Below are 19,512 nucleotides of genomic sequence, written 5' to 3' on the forward strand. Positions count from 1 at the left end.
CTCCCGCAGCGTAATCGTCTAGAGGCGCTGTTCCGTCTCGGCGTCGAAGATCGACGCCAGCGACATGTCGAAGCCGAGCTTGACCGCGCTGCCCGGATTGAAGCGGCGGGCACCGTTGATGCGCACCGCCATCGTATGCCCGGCATGCTTCAACCAAAGCAGGTTGTCGGCACCCATCGGCTCCTCGATATCGACGGTCGCGTCATGAACCTCGGCGCCGAGGTTCTCGTTGACCTTGATATGCTCCGGCCGCACGCCGAGCGTCACCTTGCGGCCAGCCTGCAGCGGCCCGTTGGCCTCATAGGCATCGACGTTGAAATCGACGCCGTTGGCGGTAAACACGGTGGCATCGCCCCGCTTGGCAATCTCGCCGCGCAGGAAATTCATCGACGGCGAGCCGATGAAGCCGGCGACGAACAGGCTCTTCGGCTTGTTGTAGATCGTCGTCGGATCGGCAAGCTGCTGGATCTCGCCGTTCTTCATGATCGCGATGCGATCGGCCAGCGTCAGCGCCTCGATCTGGTCGTGCGTGACGTAAATCATCGTGTTCTTCAACGACTGGTGCAGCCGCTTGATCTCGACGCGGAGTTCCGAACGCAGCTTGGCATCGAGGTTGGAAAGCGGCTCGTCGAACAGGAACACGTCGACATCGCGCACCAGCGCACGGCCGATCGCCACGCGCTGACGCTGGCCGCCGGAAAGCTCCGCCGGCTTGCGCTTCAGGAGCGGCTGGATCTGCAGGATTTCCGAGGCGCGAGCCACGCGCTTGTCGATATCGGATTGCGGGATCTTGGCGACCTGCAGCCCGAAGGAGAGGTTCTTCTCCACCGTCATCTGCGGATAGAGCGCGTAGGACTGGAACACCATGCCAATGCCCCGGTCCTTGGGCTCTTCCCAGGTGACGTTGCGGCCCTTGATGTGGATCTGTCCCTCGCTGATGTCGAGCAGGCCGGCGATGCAGTTGAGCAGGGTCGACTTGCCGCAGCCGGAGGAACCGAGCAGCACCAGGAACTCGCCGTCGTTGATCTCCAGATTGAGATCCTTGAGCACGCTGACGGCGCCGAAGTTCAGCGAAAGGTCTTTGATTGATACGCTTGAATTCATCGATGAGGTCATGGATCAGCCTTTCACTGCGCCGGCGGCAATGCCGCGGACGAACAGGCGTCCCGAGACGAAATACACGACGAGCGGCACCAGACCCGTGAGGATCGTTGCGGCCATGTTGACGTTGTATTCCTTCACGCCCTGGACGGAATTGACGATGTTGTTGAGCTGCACGGTCATCGGATAGGTATCCGGCCGGGTGAAGACCACGCCGAACAGGAAGTCGTTCCAGATGCCGGTGATCTGCAGGATCATGGCGACGACGAAGATCGGCAGCGACATCGGCACCATGATCTTCAAGAAGATCTGCCAGAAGCCGGCGCCATCGACGCGGGCGGCCTTGAACAGCTCCTGCGGCAGCGATGCGAAATAGTTGCGGAAGAGCAGCGTCAGGATCGGCATACCGAAGATCGAATGCACGATGATCAGACCGGTCAGCGTCCCGTAGATGCCGATTTCCCTGAGCACGATGACGATCGGGTAGATCATCACCTGGTAGGGAATGAAGGCGCCGATGACGAGGATCGAGAAGAACAGTTCCGAACTCTTGAAGCGCCAGTTGGCCAGCGCGTAGCCGTTGACCGAGGCAATCGCGATCGAGACGACGACCGAAGGCACGGTGATCCTCACCGAGTTCCAGAAACCCCGCGAAAGGCCGTCGCAGTTGAGGCCCGTGCAGGCCGTGGCCCAGGCCTTCACCCACGGCTCGAAGGTGATTTCCATCGGCGGCGAGAAGATGTTGCCCATGCGGATTTCGGGCATCCCCTTCAGCGACGTGACGATCATCACGTAGAGCGGCAGCAGGTAATAGGCGGCGGCAACGAACAGCGTGCCGTAGAGCATGATGTTGCGCGGAGAAAGCACTCGCTTGGGCTTCGGTCCGTTTGGTCCGTCGAAGGACTTGGATGGCGACAATGCGACCTCTGCGGTCTTGAGAGCGATGGCATCAGGCACGTTTACGCCCTCCCCCGAATTCCAGATAAGCCCATGGAATGATGATGATGGCGACCGTGATCAGCATCATGGTCGAGGCGGCGAAGCCCTGCCCCAGGTTCTGTGCCTGGAACATGTAGTCGTAGACGTACTTCGCGGGCACTTCCGACGAGATACCGGGGCCGCCGGATGTCTGCGCGACGACGAGGTCGTAGACCTTGACGATGCCCGAGGCGATGATGACGAGCGTGGTGATGAAAACCGGACGCATCATCGGGATCACGATGAAGAGATAGGTCTTCCACATCGGAATGCCGTCGACGCGCGAGGCCTTCCAGATGTCCTCGTCGATGCCGCGCAGGCCGGCGAGCATCAGGCACATCACGAGCCCCGTTCCCTGCCAGAGTGCTGCGATCAGGACGCCGTAGATGACGATGCTCGGCGTATAGAGCGGATCGAAGGTGAAGCTCGTCCAGCCGAGCGAACGCACCACCGACTGCACCCCGAATTCAGGATTGAGCACCCACTGCCAGACAAGGCCCGTGACGATGAAGGACAGTGCGAAGGGGTAGAGGAAGATGGTGCGGAAGGCGTTTTCGAAGCGGATCTTCTGGTCCATCAGGGCGGCCAGCGTGAAGCCGATCACCAGGCTGAAGATCAGCGAGAAGATGCCGTAGATGGCGAGGTTTTCGATGGAGACAATCCATCGCGGCGCGGCCCAGAGCCGATGATACTGGTCGAAACCAACGAAGCTCATCCTTGGCAGGAGCTTCGAGTTGGTGAAGGAATAGAACACCGTCCAGAGTGTCCCGCCGAGGAAGATGACCAGGGCGGTGAGAATCATCGGGATCGATGCGATTTTGGAATTCAGATTGCGCAGCAACTGATTTGGCCGGCCTGCTTTCGCTGGACCCGTCATTGTGTTTCCTCCTGACACGCACTTGTGACCGAGAGCAGCAGCCGATGCCGGACACCGCTCCCGTCTCTTCCCTCCCCGGATGATCCCGGCCGCATCCTCCGCGGCCGGGATCATCGGGAAAGAGCTGATGCGGCCCCAATCGCCTCACGGCGCTTGCGGCGAATCCGGCTTCCCGTTCCTGGGCGAAAAGCCGGACTGCAACAGCATGAGCAGACGATCAGTCGGCGGAGCCGATGATTTCAGCGAAGCGCTTCTGCGCGTCCTCAGGCGTCATCGATGCATTGGAGAAGAACTCCGCGAAGAGGTCTTCCTTCTGCTTCTGGCTGTCGGCCGAAAGCAGCTGGTCGGTCCACTCGACGACATTGCCCTTTGCAAGGATGTCGAGGCCCTTCTTCATGCAATCGTTGGCGGCGCCAAGATCGACGTCTCCGCGCACCGGCAGCGAGCCCTTCTTCAGGTTGAATGCAACCTGCGTCTTGGGATCGAGCAGTGTCTTGGCGAGAACGGCCTGCGCCTTGGACTTCTCTTCATCCTTGAGCAGCGGGAAGTAGAAGGCATCGCCACCGGTCGCGATCATGTCGTTCACGCCGAGGCCCGGAAGGCACGTATAGTCGGTACCGGCCTTCTGGCCGGCAAGCTGGAACTCGCCCTGCGCCCAGTCACCCATGATCTGGCCGCCGGCCTTGCCGGTGATGACCAGATTGGTTGCCTGGTTCCAATCCTGGACGTTGGTGCCCTTGGACATCTTGCGGGCATCATCGGCAGCCTTGAAGATCTTGGCGATCTCGGGACCGGCGGCGACTTCGGCGTCCTTGTCCTTGTAGACCTTGTAGAACGTGTCATTGCCGGCAAGCGCGAGCAGAAGAACGTCGAAAGCGCCCGAAGACTGCCATGCCTGTCCGCCGACGGCGAGCGGCACGATGCCGGCCTTTTCGAGAGCCGGACCGGCAGCGACGAACTCATCCCAGTTCTTCGGTACTTCGACGCCGGCCTTCTTGAAGGCGGCATTCGAGAGCCACAGCCACTGCCAGGAGTGGATGTTGACCGGCGCGCAATAGATCTTCCCATCGATCGTGCAGGAATCCAGCAGATTCGACGGACGAACGATGTCTTTCCAATGTTCCGCAGTAGCGACATCGGTCAGGTCGCGCATCAGGCCAGCCTGAACGAGCTCTTCCGCCTGACGGCCATGGTTGAACTGCGTGGCGCCCATCGGATCGCCGCCGGTGATGCGGCTGATCATGATCGGACGCGCCGTACCGCCGGAACCGGCGATGGCACCATCCACCCACTTGTTGCCGGTGGCGTCGAATGCCTTGGCGAGTTCCGCCACGGCAGCGGCTTCACCACCCGACGTCCACCAATGCGTGACTTCGAGATCGGTGGCCTGTGCCGCACCGAGCGGCAGGGCGACGGATGCGCACAGCGCTGCCGCCATCAAACGAATATTCATGAGTTCTCCTCCCTCACTGAAACGTTGCCGGAAAAACTTAGTGCAATCGATATATGGGCGCAACAGCCGGCCTTCAAAATTTTCTTCACAGGTGTTCTTTGCTACCATTGCATGCCGAAACCGCAAATTTGGTTACAAGGTAATTGCCGCCCGAGCGAGCATGTGTGCACTCGCAAACCAATATTATAATCTTGTTTTATATGAATTTTTTCTACTGGTATCGTGAGTTAACCTCTCGACTTCGTTCGCGAGCGCAAAAAATTCGTGCAAAAATCCACTATTCAACCAATGCGCGCACATGCGCTCATAACGCTCGAAAAACCGCTCGACATTTTTACTGTAACGTTACAGATTTCAAGACCCGTGGGAGGGAACGACGTTTGTGTATTCGGGCTTACAGCGCTGCGAAAAGCATCTATAAGCGAACCAAATCGCGTAGGACGGCCTAGAGGGATGAAAAACAAAGCGAATTTCGGGGCGACGGCGACCGAGGCATCTCGGGAAAGACCGACACTGAAGACGATCGCCTTCATGACCGGTCTCGGTATCACCACTGTTTCCAGGGCATTGAAGGACGCGCCCGACATCGGCGCCGAGACCAAGGAACGCGTCCGCATGGTTGCCAGCCAGCTCGGTTATCAGCCGAACCGCGCCGGCGTTCGCCTTAGAACCGGCAAGACCAACGTCATCGCTCTGGTTCTCAGCATCGACGAAGAGATCATGGGCTTCTCGAGCCAGCTTGTGTTCGGCATCTCCGAGGTCCTCACCGGCACGCCCTACCACATCGTCGTCACGCCGCATTCGCACAGCAAGGACCCGATGCTGCCCGTGCGCTACATCCTGGAAACGGGCTCGGCCGACGGCGTCATCATCTCCCGGATCGAGCCGGACGATCCCCGCGTGCGCCTGCTAAGTGAGCGCAACATGCCGTTCGCCACGCATGGACGCACCGATTCGGGCTTGGTGCATCCCTTCCACGACTTCGACAACGAAGCCTTTGCCCACCAGGCTGTACAGAAACTTGTGGCGCGCGGCCGCAAGCGCATCGCCCTCCTCCAGCCGCCGAGCAAGCTCACCTACTACACGCACACCCGCATCGGATTCCAGACCGGCCTGCATGACTACGGCGCCGAGGAAGTGCCGCTACGCGTCACCATCGACACGCCGCTCGAGGAAATCCGCAACGCCGTCGAGACCATGATGCGTTCCAGCAACGCGCCCAATGGCATCGTTTGTCTCGCCGGCAGCGCCGCCATCGCCGTCAATGCCGGCATCGAGGCCGCGGGCAAGCGCCTCGGACAGGACGTAGACATGGCCTCGAAGGAATCCGCTCCGATCCTCAACTGGATCCGCCCGGAGATCATCACCGCCTATGAAGACGTCCGCCATGCCGGGCGCGAGATGGCCAAGGCCGTCATCGCCCGCATCGACGGTGTAGAGCCGGAACTGCTGCAGAGCATCAGCCAGCCGGTGTGGGCGCGGCCGGGCAACTGACGAACGCCGCAAATCAGGAAAGACAGCGCATGACCAAGGCTCTCCTCATCATCGATGTGCAGAACGCCATCGTCGCCGGCAAGGGTACGCCCGAACGGCAGCCGGCGATCGACGCCGCGCTCGATGAGACTGTCGCCCGCCTTGCCACACTCAGGGAGCGCGCAAGGCAGGAGGGTATCCCGCTCGTACTCGTCCAGCACGACGGCGATCCGGGCCATCGCCTCGCGGTCGGCACGCAAGGCTGGGAGATCAGAGCGGAACTCGCGCCCGGCAGCGGTGATACGGTCGTTCACAAGAAGAGCGCCGATTCCTTCTTCGAGACCGATCTGGCCGAACGGCTGGCGGAGCGCTCCGTGACCCATCTCGTCGTCGGCGGATGCATGTCGCAGTTCTGCGTCGATACCACGATCCGCCGTGCCGTCTCGCTCGGCTACGACGTTACTCTGATCGCCGATGGCCATACGACCGCCGATTCGGCGTCGCTGACCTTCGCCGAGATCGTCGCGCACCATAACGAAACGCTGGATGATTTCGATGCCGGGACGGCGCTGGCAATCGTCCGGCCAGCCTCTGAAATCCAGTTCTGAGCCAGTTCCGATCGCCTTAACGCAAAACAGCCGGACCAATGGCCCGGCTGTCCTCACTTCTGGAAAGCGAACCTCAGAAGGTCGCCGCGCCACTGCCCCACGGGCCGTGGTGGAAGTCCTTGCCATCGAGGCGATCGAAGCCGTGAGCGCCAAAGAAGTCGCGCTGTGCCTGGATCAGGTTGGCGGTGCCGCGGCCCTGGCGGTAGGCGTCGAAGTAGGTGAGCGCCGAGGTCAATGCCGGAACCGGCAGGCCGGCCTGGAGGGCGGCGCCGACGACGCGACGGAGCGCCGGCAGCGATTCCTTGACCATGTCCGAGAAGGCCGGCGTCACGATCAGGTTGGCGGCATCCGGTGCCTTGGTGAAGGCCGAGGTGATCTCGTCGAGGAACTGCGAACGGATGATGCAGCCGTCGCGCCAGATCTTTGCGATCACAGGCATCGGCAGCGACCACTTGAACTCGCGCGACGCCTCGGCCATCACGGCAAAGCCCTGCGCATAGGCGCCGATCTTGGCGGCGAAGAGAGCCAGTTCCAGATCCTTGATCAACTCGGGACCGAAGGCCACCGGGAACTTGTATTCCGGCTTGCCGAAGATCTTCTCGGCGGCTTCGCGCTCTGATTTCATCGACGACAGGCTGCGGGCGGCAACCGCCGCTTCGATCGCCGTTGCCGGGATGCCCATGTTCTGCGCTTCGATCGCCGACCACTTGCCGGTGCCCTTCTGGCCGGCCTTGTCGAGGATCATGTCGACCATCGCGCCGCCGGAAATCGGATCGGTCGCGGCCAGCACCTTCTCGGAGATCTCGATCAGGTAGGAGTTCAGCCGGCCCTTGTTCCAGTCTCCGAAGATGCCGGAAATGTCCTTGGCGCTCTTGCCGAGACCGTCACGCAGGATACCGTAGATTTCGGCGATCATCTGCATGTCGGCATATTCGATGCCGTTGTGGATCGTCTTGACGAAGTGGCCGGCACCGTCATTGCCGAGCCAGGCGACGCAGGGGTCACCCTTGTACTTGGCGGCGATCGAGGTCAGCACAGGCTCGACGCGCTTCCAGCTATCCTCGGTGCCACCGACCATGATCGACGGACCATGGCGCGCACCTTCCTCGCCACCGGATACGCCCATGCCGATGAAGGTCAGCTCGGTGTCCTTGAGGCGGTCGAAGCGGGCGATCGTGTCGCGGAAATTGGCGTTGCCGGCATCGATCATGATGTCGCCCTTGGAGAGATAGGGGCGCAGCAACTCCATCTGCTGGTCAACCGGCTCGCCGGCCTTGATCATGATGATGATCGGACGCGGCGGGCGGATCGCCTCGACGAATTCCTCGATCGTCTTGCACGGAATGATCTGCTTCTTCAGATCGCCGGCGCTCTCGTAGAACTCATCCGTTTTCTCAGGGGTGCGGTTGAAAACCGCGATCTTGTTGCCTTTTTCCGCGATATTGAGCGCCAGGTTCGAACCCATGACGGCAAGGCCGATCAGCCCGATTTCTGCCTTTTCCACGATACACCTCCGATTGGTCGATTTGGACCGGTGTTGTGGCACTGTCTGCTTGAAACGGCAAGTTCGATTCCAGCCAAAGCAGTCGCGTATTGCATGCGGTGAAAACTGGACCATATTGGCCTGAGCGCGACGCCGCTCCGCCGTCGGGCATCACCTGGGAGAAGGTCCAACCCCATGACCACCATGCCCGCAAGGATCATTCATTGTTCGATCGACCGCGATTGGCGGGACGTCTACGTCTTCGCGGGCGCGCCTGAGAACATGCCGCTATGGGCTTCCGGTCTTGCATCGGGACTGGAGCGCGATGGCGACGACTGGATCGCGAAAGGTGTTCTCGGTACGGTGCGAGTAAGCTTCGTTCCTCACAACGAGTTCGGCGTTATCGACCATACCGTGACAATCGAGAGCGGCCTGCGCGTCTACAATGCGCTGCGGATCGTGCCCAATGACAGCGGCTGTGAAATCATGTTTACGCTGCTAAGAATGCCCGGCATGACCGACGAACAGTTCGAGGCGGACGCCGCGCATGTGGGACGGGATCTCGAAGCCTTGAAGCGGCTGATGGAGAGATGAGCATGACCGCCGGGCCGAACGATCTCCGTATCGACTACGTCGAATTCAATGTCAGCGATATCGACGCCTCCAAGACCTTTTACGGCAAGGCCTTCGGCTGGCGATTCACGGATTATGGGCCGCAATATTGCGAATTCGACGACGGCCGTCTCAAAGGTGGTTTCAGCACGCTTGAGCCGCCGAGACCCGGCGGCCCGCTGGTCATTCTCTATGCCGACGATCTTGAAGCATCGCTTGCCGCGGTGAAGAGTGCCGGAGGCGCTATCCTGCGTCCCATAACCTCTTTCCCTGGCGGCCGTCGGTTTCACTTCGCCGACACCGACGGCTATGAACTCGCGGTCTGGACCAAAGCCTGACTAGGCCGCCATGATCGTTGCGGAGGAGGCCAGCTTGCCCTGCGTGACGATCAACGCCCCCAGTATTTCCCCGTGCGAATCGCGTAAGGGCGACATCCGGCAGCGAATCGGCTCTCGCGGGTCGATCTGTGCGCCGTCAGGACGATAATCGACATGCATTCCGGCGAAACACGCATCCAATCTTGACTTCACTTCCGCAAGAAACCGCTCCTCGCCGACGAAATCGACGATGTGCCGGCCAACGAGTTCAATCGGCTTGCGCCCGAGATAGACCGCATTCAACTCATTGGAATAGAGATAGCGATAGTCCTTGGTCAGCACGGCCACGCGGTCCGGCAGCGAATCGAGGATCGCTGCGTTCAGAAAGTTGCCGTTGTCCGTCTTTGGAACATACGCGAGAGGCATCGAGATGACGTCCCGCATCACGGGCAAGGCACGCATATCAGGTAGCGCGCCGCCAAAATACTGCTCCATCAGGTAGGCCAGCAATTTCACATGCTCGCGCACCGACTCGCTGTCTTCCGCATACTGATCGATGAGGCAGCCGACGAACTGCAGCTGCATGTGGATTTCGACGAGATTCTTTGCCCTGTAGGCAACGATAGCGTCGATCAACGCGCCAATCGACCGATCAAGCACGCTGACCCGCGTATCGTCGCCAATCCTGATTGCGTCGTCGATCTCGCCACAGCGCAACGAGAACGCTTGAAACAGCTCCAGCAAGACGCCTCCCAATGTCAATTCCGCAAGGAATGCTTTCGAGCTATGCGCGAATTCGGCGTTACGGCAAGTTGAAACCGAAAAACCGCGTCACTCGCTTTGATGGAAAATACGTAACATGACGCGCATTCATATTCAATAAAGTCCGTCACATCTTTTTCACTCGCAAGATGTAAGGGTATACGCGCTTACTTTTGCAATTCGTGTTTGATCTTCCAGCGGTCGTGGTACCACAACCACTGCTCCGGATTCTCTCGAACCCAACTCTCTACCTTGTCGTTCAAAAGCTGCGCCGTTGCAACCATATTGAGATTGCCGTTGGCGTCCCGCGGCATATCGAGCTTCGGTTCAATCTCGAGTCGGTAGCGATTCCCAGGCAACCGGATGCAGCGGGCTGGGTAGACCTCGCAGTTGAACTGGCGCACCAGTTTTCCAAGCAACGGATTGGTCTTCACGTCCCGCCCGAAGAATGTGGTCTTCAGCCCCTTTCGGAACTTCTGGTCCACCAGCACGCCCACCCCCTGCCCGGCTTCCAGCTGTCGCGCCAGCGCGAAGGACGACCCGGCATGCGACGGCACGAGATTGCCCATGCGGGCACTGCGGAAATCGAAAACCTTCTCGGCAACGTAGGGGTTGTTCGGCGGACGGAACAGAACGGTGACGTTCAGCCCGAATGCGGCGCCGGCCACCGGCAGAAGCTCGAAATTGCCGGTATGGGCCGTAAACACGATGAACGGACGCGGATTGTCGCGAAGCTCGAGGAAGATCGGAATACCCGACACCTCGATCCGGCCCGGCTCGTCGCGCGTCGGGTCGAAGTCGAACAGCCGGTCGAGGAACACGTATTCCGCGGCAAGCCGCCCCATGTTCCCCCAGCTGCCGAGCGCGATCGTCTCGATCTCGGCTTGGCTTTTCTCGGGAAAGGCGTTGCGCAGATTGAGCAGCATCAGCCTATGCCGCGACGTGTGCGGCCCGATCTTGCGTGTCGCCCAGTCGATGAAGTTGATCGCACCATCAGCCGGAAAGATCTTCAGGAACGTCAGGAAACCGAACACGACCTGAGCGATCAGCCACTGGCGAAAGTGGTCGAGCTTCAGGACGATCCTGGTAATGAAGAGCTTCAACGGATCAATCCATCTTCAGGATGATCTTGCCGAAAATCTGGCGCGACTCCATGCGCTCCAGCGCCTTGTCGATGCTGTCGAAATCGACTTCCGTGTCGATGACGGGATGGACGAGCCCGCGGCCCATCTTCTGCATGGCATCGGCCATGTTCTCCATGCGGCAGCCGAACGAGCCAAGCAGTTTCAGCTGCTGCTGGAACAGCATCATCAGGTTCATTTCGGTCGAAACGCCAGATGTCGAGCCGCAAGTTACGAGCCTGCCGCCGCGCTTCAGGCAGAACATCGATGCCGCCCAGGTGTCCTTGCCGACATGTTCGAAGACGACGTCGACGCCCTTCTTCTTGGTCAGTTTGCGCACCACGCCCTCGAAGCGATCTGTGCGGTAATTGATCACGTGATCGGCGCCAAGCGCCTTGGCCTTCTCGATCTTGTCGTCGGAACCGACGGTGGTGATCACGGTACAGCCGATCTTCTTGGCAAGCTGGATCGCCGCCGAACCGATGCCGGAGCCGCCGGCGTGAATCAGGATCGTCTCGCCCGGCTCCAGCTTGGCATTGTCGAACAGCATATGCTCGACCGTGCCGAAGGTAACGGGAGCGAGTGCCGCGCCGACGGCATCGACGCCGGGAGGTGCCGGAACCAGCAGGCGGGCCGGCAGGTTGACCTTCTCCTGTGCAAAGCCGTCGAGATGGAAGCCGTGAACGCCGGAGACATGTTCGCAGAGATTGTCTCGTCCCTCGCGGCACGGACGGCAGAGACCGCAGGTGCGCGCGCCGTAGATGGAAACGAGCTGGCCCGGCAGCACGTTGGATACGCCGGGACCGATGCTCTCGACGACGCCGGATGCTTCCGCGCCGATGACGAGCGGCATCTTGCGCTTGGCGAAGGCCATGCCGCGCCAGCCCCATACGTCGATATGGTTGAGGGCGACCGCCTTGACCCTGAGCGTCACCTCGCCGGCGCCGGGAGCCTCCGGCTCGGGCAGGTCGGTGATCTCAAGCTTGCGGTCGTCGATCAGTTGCAAAGCGCGCATGGCAAAGTCCTTCGCCCGAAGGCGTTCTCTATCTCTTGTTGGATCGGAAACCGATTAAGCCGGTTCGAGCGCCATGACAAGGCTGGCGTTCTGACCGCCGAAGCCGAACGAGTTGGAAAGCACGGCATTGACCTGCGCATCCCGCTTCTTGTTCGGCACGACATCGAGCACGATGGCGGGATCCGGATTGGTGTAATTGATGGTCGGCGGCAGCGTTCCCGTCAGCATGGTCTGCAGCGAGAAAACGGCCTCGACGGCGCCCGCGGCTGTCAGCGTATGGCCGATCATCGACTTGTTCGACGACAGCGGGATCGACGCCAGCCGCTCCCCGAAGACGGCGAACATGGAGCTGTACTCCATCTTGTCGTTCTCGGGCGTCGAGGTGCCGTGCGCATTGATGTAGCCGATATCACCCTCACCCATGCCGGCATCGGCAAGTGCTGCGCGGATCGTGGCGATCGCAGGGCCGCCATCCGGCGACGAACGCGTACGGTGGAAGGAATCGGCCTTGTCGCCGGCGCCCTTCATGATGCCGAGCACCTTGGCGCCGCGGGCAATCGCCGCTTCCAGCGATTCCAGCACCAGGGTTGCTGCACCCTCGGCGATGACGAAGCCGTCGCGATCCTTGCTGAAAGGCTTGGACGCCTTTGTCGGCGGGTCGTTCTGCGTCGAGAGAGCCGACAGCAGCGAGAAGCGGATCAACGCTTCGGCGCTCACCGAACCGTCGGTCGCGACCGCAAGCGCACGGCTCGTGCGGCCCTGGCGGATCGCCTCGATACCGAGCTGGATGGCTGTCGCGCCAGAAGCACAGGCCGTTGAAAGCGTCACCGGCAGGCCGCGTGTGCCAAAACGGTCGGAAAGCCGCTCGGAGATCGCCCCGAACAGCGAAGCCTCGTGAAAGGCGGCGTCCGGGCGCTGGCGCATGGCGGCCAGGAACCGGTCATAGGCGTCGCCGGCATGATCGGCCGGCGGCGAACGATCGGCAAGTTCGAAGCGCGCGCTCCATTCCGGTTCGATCGGCGGAGCGGCAAGAAAAAGCGGGCCGTTGAAATCGCCGGTAATGTCGGCATCGGCAAGCGCCTCGATGGTCGTCTCGCGCGCGAAAGCGTAGGAGCGCTCGACGGCGTTGGCGACCGGGATGTCGATGAAATCGACGGTGCCGGCGATGCGGGTGGAGAGGCCGTCGGTCGGGAAGCGGTTGATCTCGTGAATCCCCGACTTGCCCGAGGTCAGCGCCGACCAGTTGTCCTTCAATCCCTGGCCTAGCGACGTCATGATACCGACGCCGGTTACCGCGACGATCGGGCGGCCGAGATGATCCTTGTAAGCCGAATCTGTCATTTGCTCGCTCCTCACGCTTCCGCGGAAAGTACCGCGACGCCTTCGCCGCGCTGATGGCCGACCGTCGTCACGACGGCAGCCTTGGTACCTGAAGTCATCGGCTTCTCCTTCGATGCATCGAAGGAAGGAACCTTGGCGGCGTTGTCTACGGCAAGTGCGGCAAGCGCCAGACCGACCGTGAACTGCGCCTCAAGCCCGTGGCCGGTGACGCCGCCGAAGCCGCGAACGGCAGCACCTGGAAGCTTGCGCTCCAGAACGGCCAGTTCGCGGGCTGCCAGATCGGGAATGCCGGTCGAGCCGGAGAAGATCGCCGTGCTCTCGGGCGGGAGTGCGCTTGCCGGTTCCAGCAGCCGCTCGAGACGCTTCTCGAGGTTGCCGGCGCCGCGATTGCCACGATCGCCCTCGATCGCGGTTATCGTCGAATAGATATGCGCGCCCCGCGCCTCGGCATGGGCACGCGATTCCAGCACGAGGAAGGCACCGAGCGACCCGCTGATGACCCCGCCCTCGTCACGCGACCAGAGCGGCTTCCATTCGCCGCGGCTGTGGACGTTGATGGCTTCGAACAGCAGCACCATGTCGAGGCGTTCCGCCGAAAAGGCGCCGCCGACCAGTGCATGCGAGGATTCACCCGACTTGATGCGGTAGAAGGCCGTCTCGACAGCCGAGATGCCGGCCGCTTCCTCGCCCATGAAGGTACGCGACGAGCCGGTGACCTTGTGGACGATCGAAATATTGCCCGCAAGCAGATTGGAGAGCTGCGCCAGGAACAGCGTCGGTCGCAGTTCGGTCGTCAGCTTCTCGTTGAGCAGCACTTCGCGGTCGTTGCGTTTCAGGCCTTCGTCCACGATCAGCGTATCGACGTTGATGTCGCGCTCGCCGCCGCCGGCCGCCACGATCATGTCCATCGTGCCGCAAGCCTCGGCGTCATCCTTGAAGCCGGCGTCATCGAGCGCCAGGCCGGCGGCAAACACGCCGATGCGCTGCCAGTTTTCCATCTGGCGCTGGTCACCGCGCTTGGCGATCTGCTGCGACCAGTCCACCTCGGGCAGCGGATGCAACGGATATGGCTTGAATTTTTCGGTTTCGACGATGGTCTTCGGGGCACCGTCGGCGGTGAGCAACGCGATATGCGCTTCCTTGCCGACACCCTGGCACGTCACGATACCGATGCCGGAAATGACGACATCGTTTTGAGCCTTGCTCATCCGTTCACTCCCTGTGCAGCGATGGCATCCATGAGACCCACCTCACCTGCACGCTTCTTGACGATATCTCCGAGCGGAACTTCGCTGAAAGGCATGGTGCGCAGCTTCAGTTGCGCATCGCAGACCTTCTTTCCGCCGCTCGTGATCTTGGCCTTGGTCACGGCGAAGCCGGACCCGTCGTGCTCGAGAAACGCCTCTATGTCGAGGACCGCCTCAGGCTCCACGAAGGTGCGCATCTTGGCGCCGTCCACGGACATCAGGAAAGGCATCGCCGAAAAATCGGTCGCCGCCAGCACCAGCATGCCGGAGGCCTGCGCCATGGTTTCGATCAGGAGCACGCCCGGAACGAGGGGCATTCCGGGAAAGTGACCTTCGAACACCGGGCTCTTCGCCGGCACGACGGAACGCGCCTTGAGCGTGCCCTTTTGAAGGTCGACCGCCTCGATGCGGTCAATCATCTGGAAGTATTCCAGCAGCATCGGATCCTCCGGCCGGATGAGGCACCGCGCCCTCCGGTTAGGCCTACTTAGGAACAAAACCGCCCGGCCGCCATGTTAAACGGCGGCAGGGCGGAGAAAAAAGATGGCGATATCGCTCAGGCCTTGGCGGCACGCAGCTCGTCGATCTTGGCACAGAGGTTCTTCAGCACGAAATACTCTTCCGTGGAGACCTTGCCCTCGTTGACTTCCTGCGTCCACTTTTCGAGCGGAATCTTGATGCCGAACTCCTTGTCGATCGCAAAGACGATATCGAGGAAGTCGAGGCTGTCGATACCGAGGTCGTCGATCGTATGGCTCTCCGGCGTGATCGTGTCACGATCGATCTCGCTGGTTTCTGCAATGATGTCGGCAACTTTATCGAATGTAGCGGTCACGCTATACCTCATGGAAATAACAAATTCTCCCCCTCATAGGCAAATCCGGCTCAAAAGCCAATGGTTTCGTCAGCCGGCTTCCGCAATTTGCGTGGGCAGTGTTGCCGAAACAGCGATTGGCTGGGCGCACTATCGTCGTGGGAGCTAGAGAAGCAGCAGGAAAAACACCAGCGCGATACCGGCCAGAAACGAGCAGCTGGCGTAAAAGACCGATACGCCGTCGCGAATATCGCCCACCGTCGCCGTATCGCGCCCGTCCTTGTTGATCATCGGCTCCATCACCACTTCGCCGCCATAGACGCGAGGACCGGCAAGCTGGACGTCGAGCGCGCCGGCTATCGCCGCTTCGGGACGACCGGAATTGGGTGAGCGATGCAGGCCGCCATCGCGCGCGGCGATGCGAAACGCCTCCCGGCAGGCCGCAGCGCCGCGCCGGACGAGCGCGCCGGCTGCGATCAGCAGGATCGAAAGCCGTGCCGCCGGCCAGTTGGCGAGATCATCGAGGCGCGCCGAGGCCCAGCCGAAATCGATATATCGCTCCGACTTGTGGCCGATCATGGAATCGGCGGTGTTGAGCATCTTGTAGGCGAACAACCCGGGCAGGCCGAACACCGCGTACCACAGCACCGGCGCAACGACGCCATCGGAGAAATTCTCGGCCAGGCTTTCAATCGCCGCCCGGCAGACGGCCGGTTCGTCCAAGGTTTCCGGATCGCGGCCGACGATTCGCGACACAGCCAGCCGGCCGCCCGCAATTCCGCCGAGCTTCAACCCTTCGGCAACCGCCTCGACATGTTCGGCCAGGCTCTTCTGCGCCAGGAACACCGACACGCAGATCACTTCGAGCAGGATGCCGGCAAGACCGAACAGCGCGAAGAACCAGTGCAGCACGAGCCCCACGACGACGCTGACGACGAGAAGTGCCGAAATCGCCAGCACACCATTGCGCCGCCGCTGCCCGGGGGGCAACTCACGACCGTTGAAACGTGCATCCATGGCGGAAATCGCCTTGCCGAAAAGTACGACCGGGTGCGGCCAGCGTGCCCAGAGTGCCACCGGATCGCCGACGATCCGGTCGAGCAGCAAGGCGAGCACCAGCACGAGAAGGTTTAGATCGAATATCATCGGCTATAATCCCGAAGCGCTACCGCAAGCCGTTCATCGCCGGCAGCATCCGCCGCGATCCCGAAGCGCAGCCAGTGCGGCGCGTAGTCGAACTTGCGCACCAGAATGCGGTTTCGGCAGAGATGCGCATGCAGCGCCGCTGCATCGTCATGCTCCACCAGCGTAAAGAGGTCCGTGCCCCCGGCGATCGTAATCCCTGCGGCGGAAAGAATCGCCCGCAACGCGGCGGCACGCTTGGTGAGGTTGCTACTTATTCCGCCGATTTCAGAGCGGAGCAGCCGTGACGCGATCGTCAGCGCCGGCCCGGACACAGCCCATGGCCCCAGCAACTCTTCGAAGCGCTCGAGAACGCTCGTGCTCGCAATGACGAAGCCAAGACGCAGACCGGCCAGCCCAAAAAACTTGCCGAATGAGCGGAAGATGACGAGATCCGGCAATTCCCTGGCATAGGGTGCAAGACTCATCTCACGCGCCGTATCACCGAACGCCTCATCGACGACAAGCATCCCGCCTCGCGCCGCCAGCCGCTCGGCCAAGGCCGCAAGGACATCGGGCGCATAGACCCGCCCGGTCGGATTGTTCGGATTGACGACGACAACGAGGCGGTGTCGCGGCGTTACCTGCTCGATGCCATCGACCAGATCGACGCTGCAACCGGCGGACCGGAACGCCCGCTCGTATTCGCCATAGGTCGGCCCGACGATCGCCACCCGCGCACCCTGTTCAATCAGGCGCGGCAACAACTGGATGACCGACTGCGTGCCGGGAACGGGGAGCGGCATGATATGGCCGCTGCGATAAAAATCGCGCGCCGCCATCCGGGCCTCGTCGATCAGATGCCGGTCCGGCAGCCGATGCCAGGCACGCATCGGGATGTCAGGCAAGGAAACTGGGTTGGGGTTGATGCCCGTCGACAGATCGAGCCAATCCTCCGGCCGCCCGCCATGGAGCGCCGCGGCGGCAGTGATGCCGCCGCCATGCACGATCGGCGCATTCATGCCGCGTCTCCGGCGAGATCGATCAGATGCATGTAGGACCCGGCCACCTGCCCACGCTGCAGACCGGCCTGACCGAGGTCGTTATCGAGAGCGTCTGTCACCTGGAACAGCCGGTCGGCGTCGCCTTCCGAAATCACCGCCGAATAATGGAACTCATGCGCCGTCATCGGCTGCTCGAAGAAGGAGCTGTTGACCGGCTTCACCCGCCGGTAGCCGAGATGCCGCTTGCGATCCTCGTAAGTGGTCACGACGGGCAGGAGGCCGAGCATTTCATGTCGCTCGCCGCCGGCATCCACCAGCCCCTCGCCCAGCACCATATAGCCGCCGCACTCGCCGTAGATGCGCGCATCGCGCTGTGCCGCCGCCTTCATCCCCTCACGGAAATTGCTGGCCTGCGCGATACGGCCCGCATGCAGTTCCGGATATCCGCCCGGCAGATAGATGGCGTCCGAAGTCACTTCCGGCGCTTCGTCGGCGAGCGGCGAGAAGAAGGAGATATCCGCACCGCGCCGGCGCCAGCCAAGCAGCATATGCTCGTAGGAAAAGGCAAAGGCGATATCGCGCGCCACGGCGATCTTGCTGCCGAGCGGCGGCAGGCGGGCGATGTTGGCCGTCGACGGCCGGTTCAGCCCCTGGCGAGCGATCCGCAGCAGGAATTCGAAATTGCAGGAATCGGAAACAGCCTCCGCCGCGTGCTCGATGAACTCCTCGAGCGTGCGATGCTCTCCCGCCTGCACCAGGCCCAGATGCCGCTCCGGCAGCGCCACTTCGTTGTCCCGACGCACGACGGCGATAATCGGCATGCGGATCGCGTCGAGCGCCTGGCGAAGCATCATCTCATGACGCTCGCCGCCGACCTTGTTCAGGATGACGCCGGCGATCCGGACATCGGCGCGAAAGCCGGCAAAGCCCGTGACCAGCGCCGCGACGGACTGCGACATGTGCGAGGCGTCGACCACGAGCACGACAGAGAGCCCGAGCATCGCCGCGAGATCGGCGGCCGTGCCGCGCCCGTCGGTCGCGCCGTCGAAAAGGCCCATCATCGCCTCGATGATGAGTATCCGGTCGCCGGAGCGATGCAGCGTCGCGTTGGCGGCAATCAGCTCCGGCCGCATCGCCCACGGGTCGAAGTTGAGACAGGCGACGCCGCTCGCCGCCGCGTGAAAGGCGGGGTCGATGTAATCGGGGCCGGCCTTGCCCGGCGCGATCGCCACGCCACGCTTCTTCAGCGCGCGCAGAAGCCCCAGCGTCACGGTGGTCTTGCCCGACCCGGAGGACGGGGCTGCGATCAGCAAGCCGCTCATGCCGTCTCCTTACTGTCCGCGTGCCGAAATGGATCGGGCCGCAGCCGGCGTCCGGCAAGCGCGCCCAGCCAGTCGAGCGAGGATCGCAGCCGCACCACCTCGCCGACCACGACGATGGCGGGAGGCTCCAGCCCAGATGCTTCCGCGGCCGCCGTCGCCTCGCCCAGCGTCGTCTCAAGAACCTGCTGCTCCTTCGTCGAGGCGTTGCAGACGAAAGCGACCGGCTCTGCAGCCGAACGCCCCGCAGCCATGAGATTGGCGCTGATCTGGGCGATATGCTTCATCGCCATATACATGACGATCACGGGCGAGCCCTGTCCGATAGCCTGCCAGTTGATGGCATCGGGAACGATACCGGAGGAATCGTGGCCCGTGAGAAAGGTCACGGCATGGTTGATCTCCCGATGCGTAACGGGAATGCCGGCATAGGCAAGGCCGCCGATACCGGCGGTGATGCCGGGCACGATACGGAACGGCACGTTGTGCTCGACCAGCGTCAGCGCCTCTTCGCCGCCCCGCCCGAAGACGAAGGGATCGCCGCCCTTGAGGCGCAGCACGCGCTTGCCCGCACGCGCCAGTTCCACCAGTCGCAGCGAGATATCGCGCTGCTTGGCCGAGGGCTTACCGCCCCGCTTGCCGGCATATTCGAGAACCGCATCCGGCCGCGCCAGCTTCAGGCATTCCTCGTTGACGAGCGCGTCATGAACGATCACATCCGCCTCGGCCAGCCCCTTGGCAGCAAGCAGCGTCAGCAGGCCGGGTTCGCCCGGGCCCGCCCCAACGAGCCAGACGCTGCCGGGCTCCAGAGCCGGCAGATATGAGAAGAAAGGTCCGATCATGGATGATGATCTAGGCCCCGTGG

General features: G+C 62.0%; 20 protein-coding genes. 4 read left to right on the plus strand and 16 right to left on the minus strand.

Annotation, left to right across the window (positions count from 1 at the left end; genetic code table 11):
* Positions 1-18: 18 nt before the first annotated feature.
* The 4 genes from QTL95_RS21010 to QTL95_RS21025 form a co-directional block, all read right to left on the minus strand.
* Positions 19-1,104, minus strand: coding sequence for an ABC transporter ATP-binding protein (locus QTL95_RS21010; RefSeq protein WP_289722427.1), 1,086 nt, complete (start codon positions 1,102-1,104; stop codon positions 19-21).
* Between the two features lie 15 nt (positions 1,105-1,119).
* Positions 1,120-2,058: a carbohydrate ABC transporter permease gene (locus QTL95_RS21015; protein WP_289721851.1), complete on the minus strand. Its 939-nt coding sequence runs from the start codon at positions 2,056-2,058 to the stop codon at positions 1,120-1,122.
* Complete coding sequence (locus QTL95_RS21020) at positions 2,051-2,956, minus strand: carbohydrate ABC transporter permease (RefSeq protein WP_112535568.1); 906 nt, start codon at positions 2,954-2,956, stop codon at positions 2,051-2,053. Before QTL95_RS21020 ends, QTL95_RS21015 begins: the two co-directional genes overlap by 8 nt.
* 217 nt (positions 2,957-3,173) lie before the next feature.
* Positions 3,174-4,409: an ABC transporter substrate-binding protein gene (locus QTL95_RS21025; protein ID WP_289721852.1), complete on the minus strand. Its 1,236-nt coding sequence runs from the start codon at positions 4,407-4,409 to the stop codon at positions 3,174-3,176.
* A 453-nt stretch (positions 4,410-4,862) separates the two neighbouring features.
* Here QTL95_RS21025 and QTL95_RS21030 point away from each other — a divergent pair, with 453 nt between their 5' ends.
* Positions 4,863-5,903: a LacI family transcriptional regulator gene (locus tag QTL95_RS21030; RefSeq protein ID WP_289721853.1), complete on the plus strand. Its 1,041-nt coding sequence runs from the start codon at positions 4,863-4,865 to the stop codon at positions 5,901-5,903.
* Positions 5,904-5,932: 29 nt separating this feature from the next.
* Positions 5,933-6,490: a cysteine hydrolase family protein gene (locus QTL95_RS21035; RefSeq protein WP_289721854.1), complete on the plus strand. Its 558-nt coding sequence runs from the start codon at positions 5,933-5,935 to the stop codon at positions 6,488-6,490.
* 73 nt (positions 6,491-6,563) lie between these two features.
* Here QTL95_RS21035 and gndA read toward each other — a convergent pair whose 3' ends face one another.
* Complete coding sequence (gene gndA / locus QTL95_RS21040) at positions 6,564-7,994, minus strand: NADP-dependent phosphogluconate dehydrogenase (protein WP_289721855.1); 1,431 nt, start codon at positions 7,992-7,994, stop codon at positions 6,564-6,566.
* Positions 7,995-8,168: 174 nt separating this feature from the next.
* Between gndA and QTL95_RS21045 the strand changes: the two genes are divergently transcribed.
* Together QTL95_RS21045 and QTL95_RS21050 are read left to right on the plus strand one after the other, a co-directional pair.
* Positions 8,169-8,567, plus strand: coding sequence for an SRPBCC family protein (locus QTL95_RS21045; RefSeq protein ID WP_289721856.1), 399 nt, complete (start codon positions 8,169-8,171; stop codon positions 8,565-8,567).
* A 2-nt stretch (positions 8,568-8,569) separates the two neighbouring features.
* Positions 8,570-8,923 (plus strand): VOC family protein, encoded by a 354-nt coding sequence (locus QTL95_RS21050; RefSeq protein WP_289721857.1) that lies wholly within the window; start codon positions 8,570-8,572, stop codon positions 8,921-8,923.
* On the opposite strand, the gene QTL95_RS21055 is transcribed toward QTL95_RS21050, so the two are convergent.
* From QTL95_RS21055 to cobA, 11 genes are all read right to left on the minus strand, one after another.
* Positions 8,924-9,646, minus strand: coding sequence for a PAS domain-containing protein (locus tag QTL95_RS21055; protein ID WP_289721858.1), 723 nt, complete (start codon positions 9,644-9,646; stop codon positions 8,924-8,926).
* Between the two features lie 185 nt (positions 9,647-9,831).
* A complete protein-coding gene (locus QTL95_RS21060) occupies positions 9,832-10,767 on the minus strand; it encodes a lipid A biosynthesis lauroyl acyltransferase (RefSeq protein WP_289721859.1) in 936 nt (311 codons plus the stop codon).
* Between the two features lie 4 nt (positions 10,768-10,771).
* Entirely contained in the window at positions 10,772-11,800 is a 1,029-nt protein-coding gene (locus QTL95_RS21065) for a zinc-binding dehydrogenase (protein ID WP_289721860.1), read from the minus strand.
* 54 nt (positions 11,801-11,854) lie between these two features.
* Positions 11,855-13,141 (minus strand): beta-ketoacyl-ACP synthase, encoded by a 1,287-nt coding sequence (locus QTL95_RS21070; RefSeq protein ID WP_289721861.1) that lies wholly within the window; start codon positions 13,139-13,141, stop codon positions 11,855-11,857.
* 11 nt (positions 13,142-13,152) lie between these two features.
* On the minus strand, positions 13,153-14,349 hold the full coding sequence (locus tag QTL95_RS21075) for a beta-ketoacyl-ACP synthase (RefSeq protein ID WP_289721862.1): 1,197 nt from the start codon (positions 14,347-14,349) through the stop codon (positions 13,153-13,155).
* Positions 14,346-14,828: a 3-hydroxyacyl-ACP dehydratase FabZ family protein gene (locus QTL95_RS21080; RefSeq protein WP_289721863.1), complete on the minus strand. Its 483-nt coding sequence runs from the start codon at positions 14,826-14,828 to the stop codon at positions 14,346-14,348. Before QTL95_RS21080 ends, QTL95_RS21075 begins: the two co-directional genes overlap by 4 nt.
* A gap of 116 nt (positions 14,829-14,944) precedes the next feature.
* A complete protein-coding gene (locus tag QTL95_RS21085; RefSeq protein WP_037061102.1) occupies positions 14,945-15,223 on the minus strand; it encodes an acyl carrier protein in 279 nt (92 codons plus the stop codon).
* Between the two features lie 144 nt (positions 15,224-15,367).
* Complete coding sequence (gene cbiB / locus QTL95_RS21090; protein WP_289721864.1) at positions 15,368-16,348, minus strand: adenosylcobinamide-phosphate synthase CbiB; 981 nt, start codon at positions 16,346-16,348, stop codon at positions 15,368-15,370.
* Positions 16,345-17,346 carry a threonine-phosphate decarboxylase CobD gene (cobD, locus tag QTL95_RS21095; protein WP_289721865.1) on the minus strand — a complete coding sequence of 334 codons (1,002 nt, stop codon included), beginning with the start codon at positions 17,344-17,346 and terminating at the stop codon, positions 16,345-16,347. The genes cbiB and cobD overlap by 4 nt, the downstream gene beginning before the upstream one ends.
* The gene (locus QTL95_RS21100; protein WP_289721866.1) at positions 17,343-18,650 is read right to left on the minus strand and encodes a cobyrinate a,c-diamide synthase; all 1,308 of its coding nucleotides are present in this window, start codon (positions 18,648-18,650) and stop codon (positions 17,343-17,345) included. The genes cobD and QTL95_RS21100 overlap by 4 nt, the downstream gene beginning before the upstream one ends.
* Positions 18,647-19,489, minus strand: a complete 843-nt coding sequence (cobA, locus tag QTL95_RS21105) for a uroporphyrinogen-III C-methyltransferase (protein WP_289721867.1) — start codon at positions 19,487-19,489, stop codon at positions 18,647-18,649. The genes QTL95_RS21100 and cobA overlap by 4 nt, the downstream gene beginning before the upstream one ends.
* Between the last annotated feature and the right edge of the window lie 23 nt (positions 19,490-19,512).

It is taken from the genome of Rhizobium sp. S152, assembly GCF_030380735.1.
Lineage (GTDB): Bacteria > Pseudomonadota > Alphaproteobacteria > Rhizobiales > Rhizobiaceae > Rhizobium.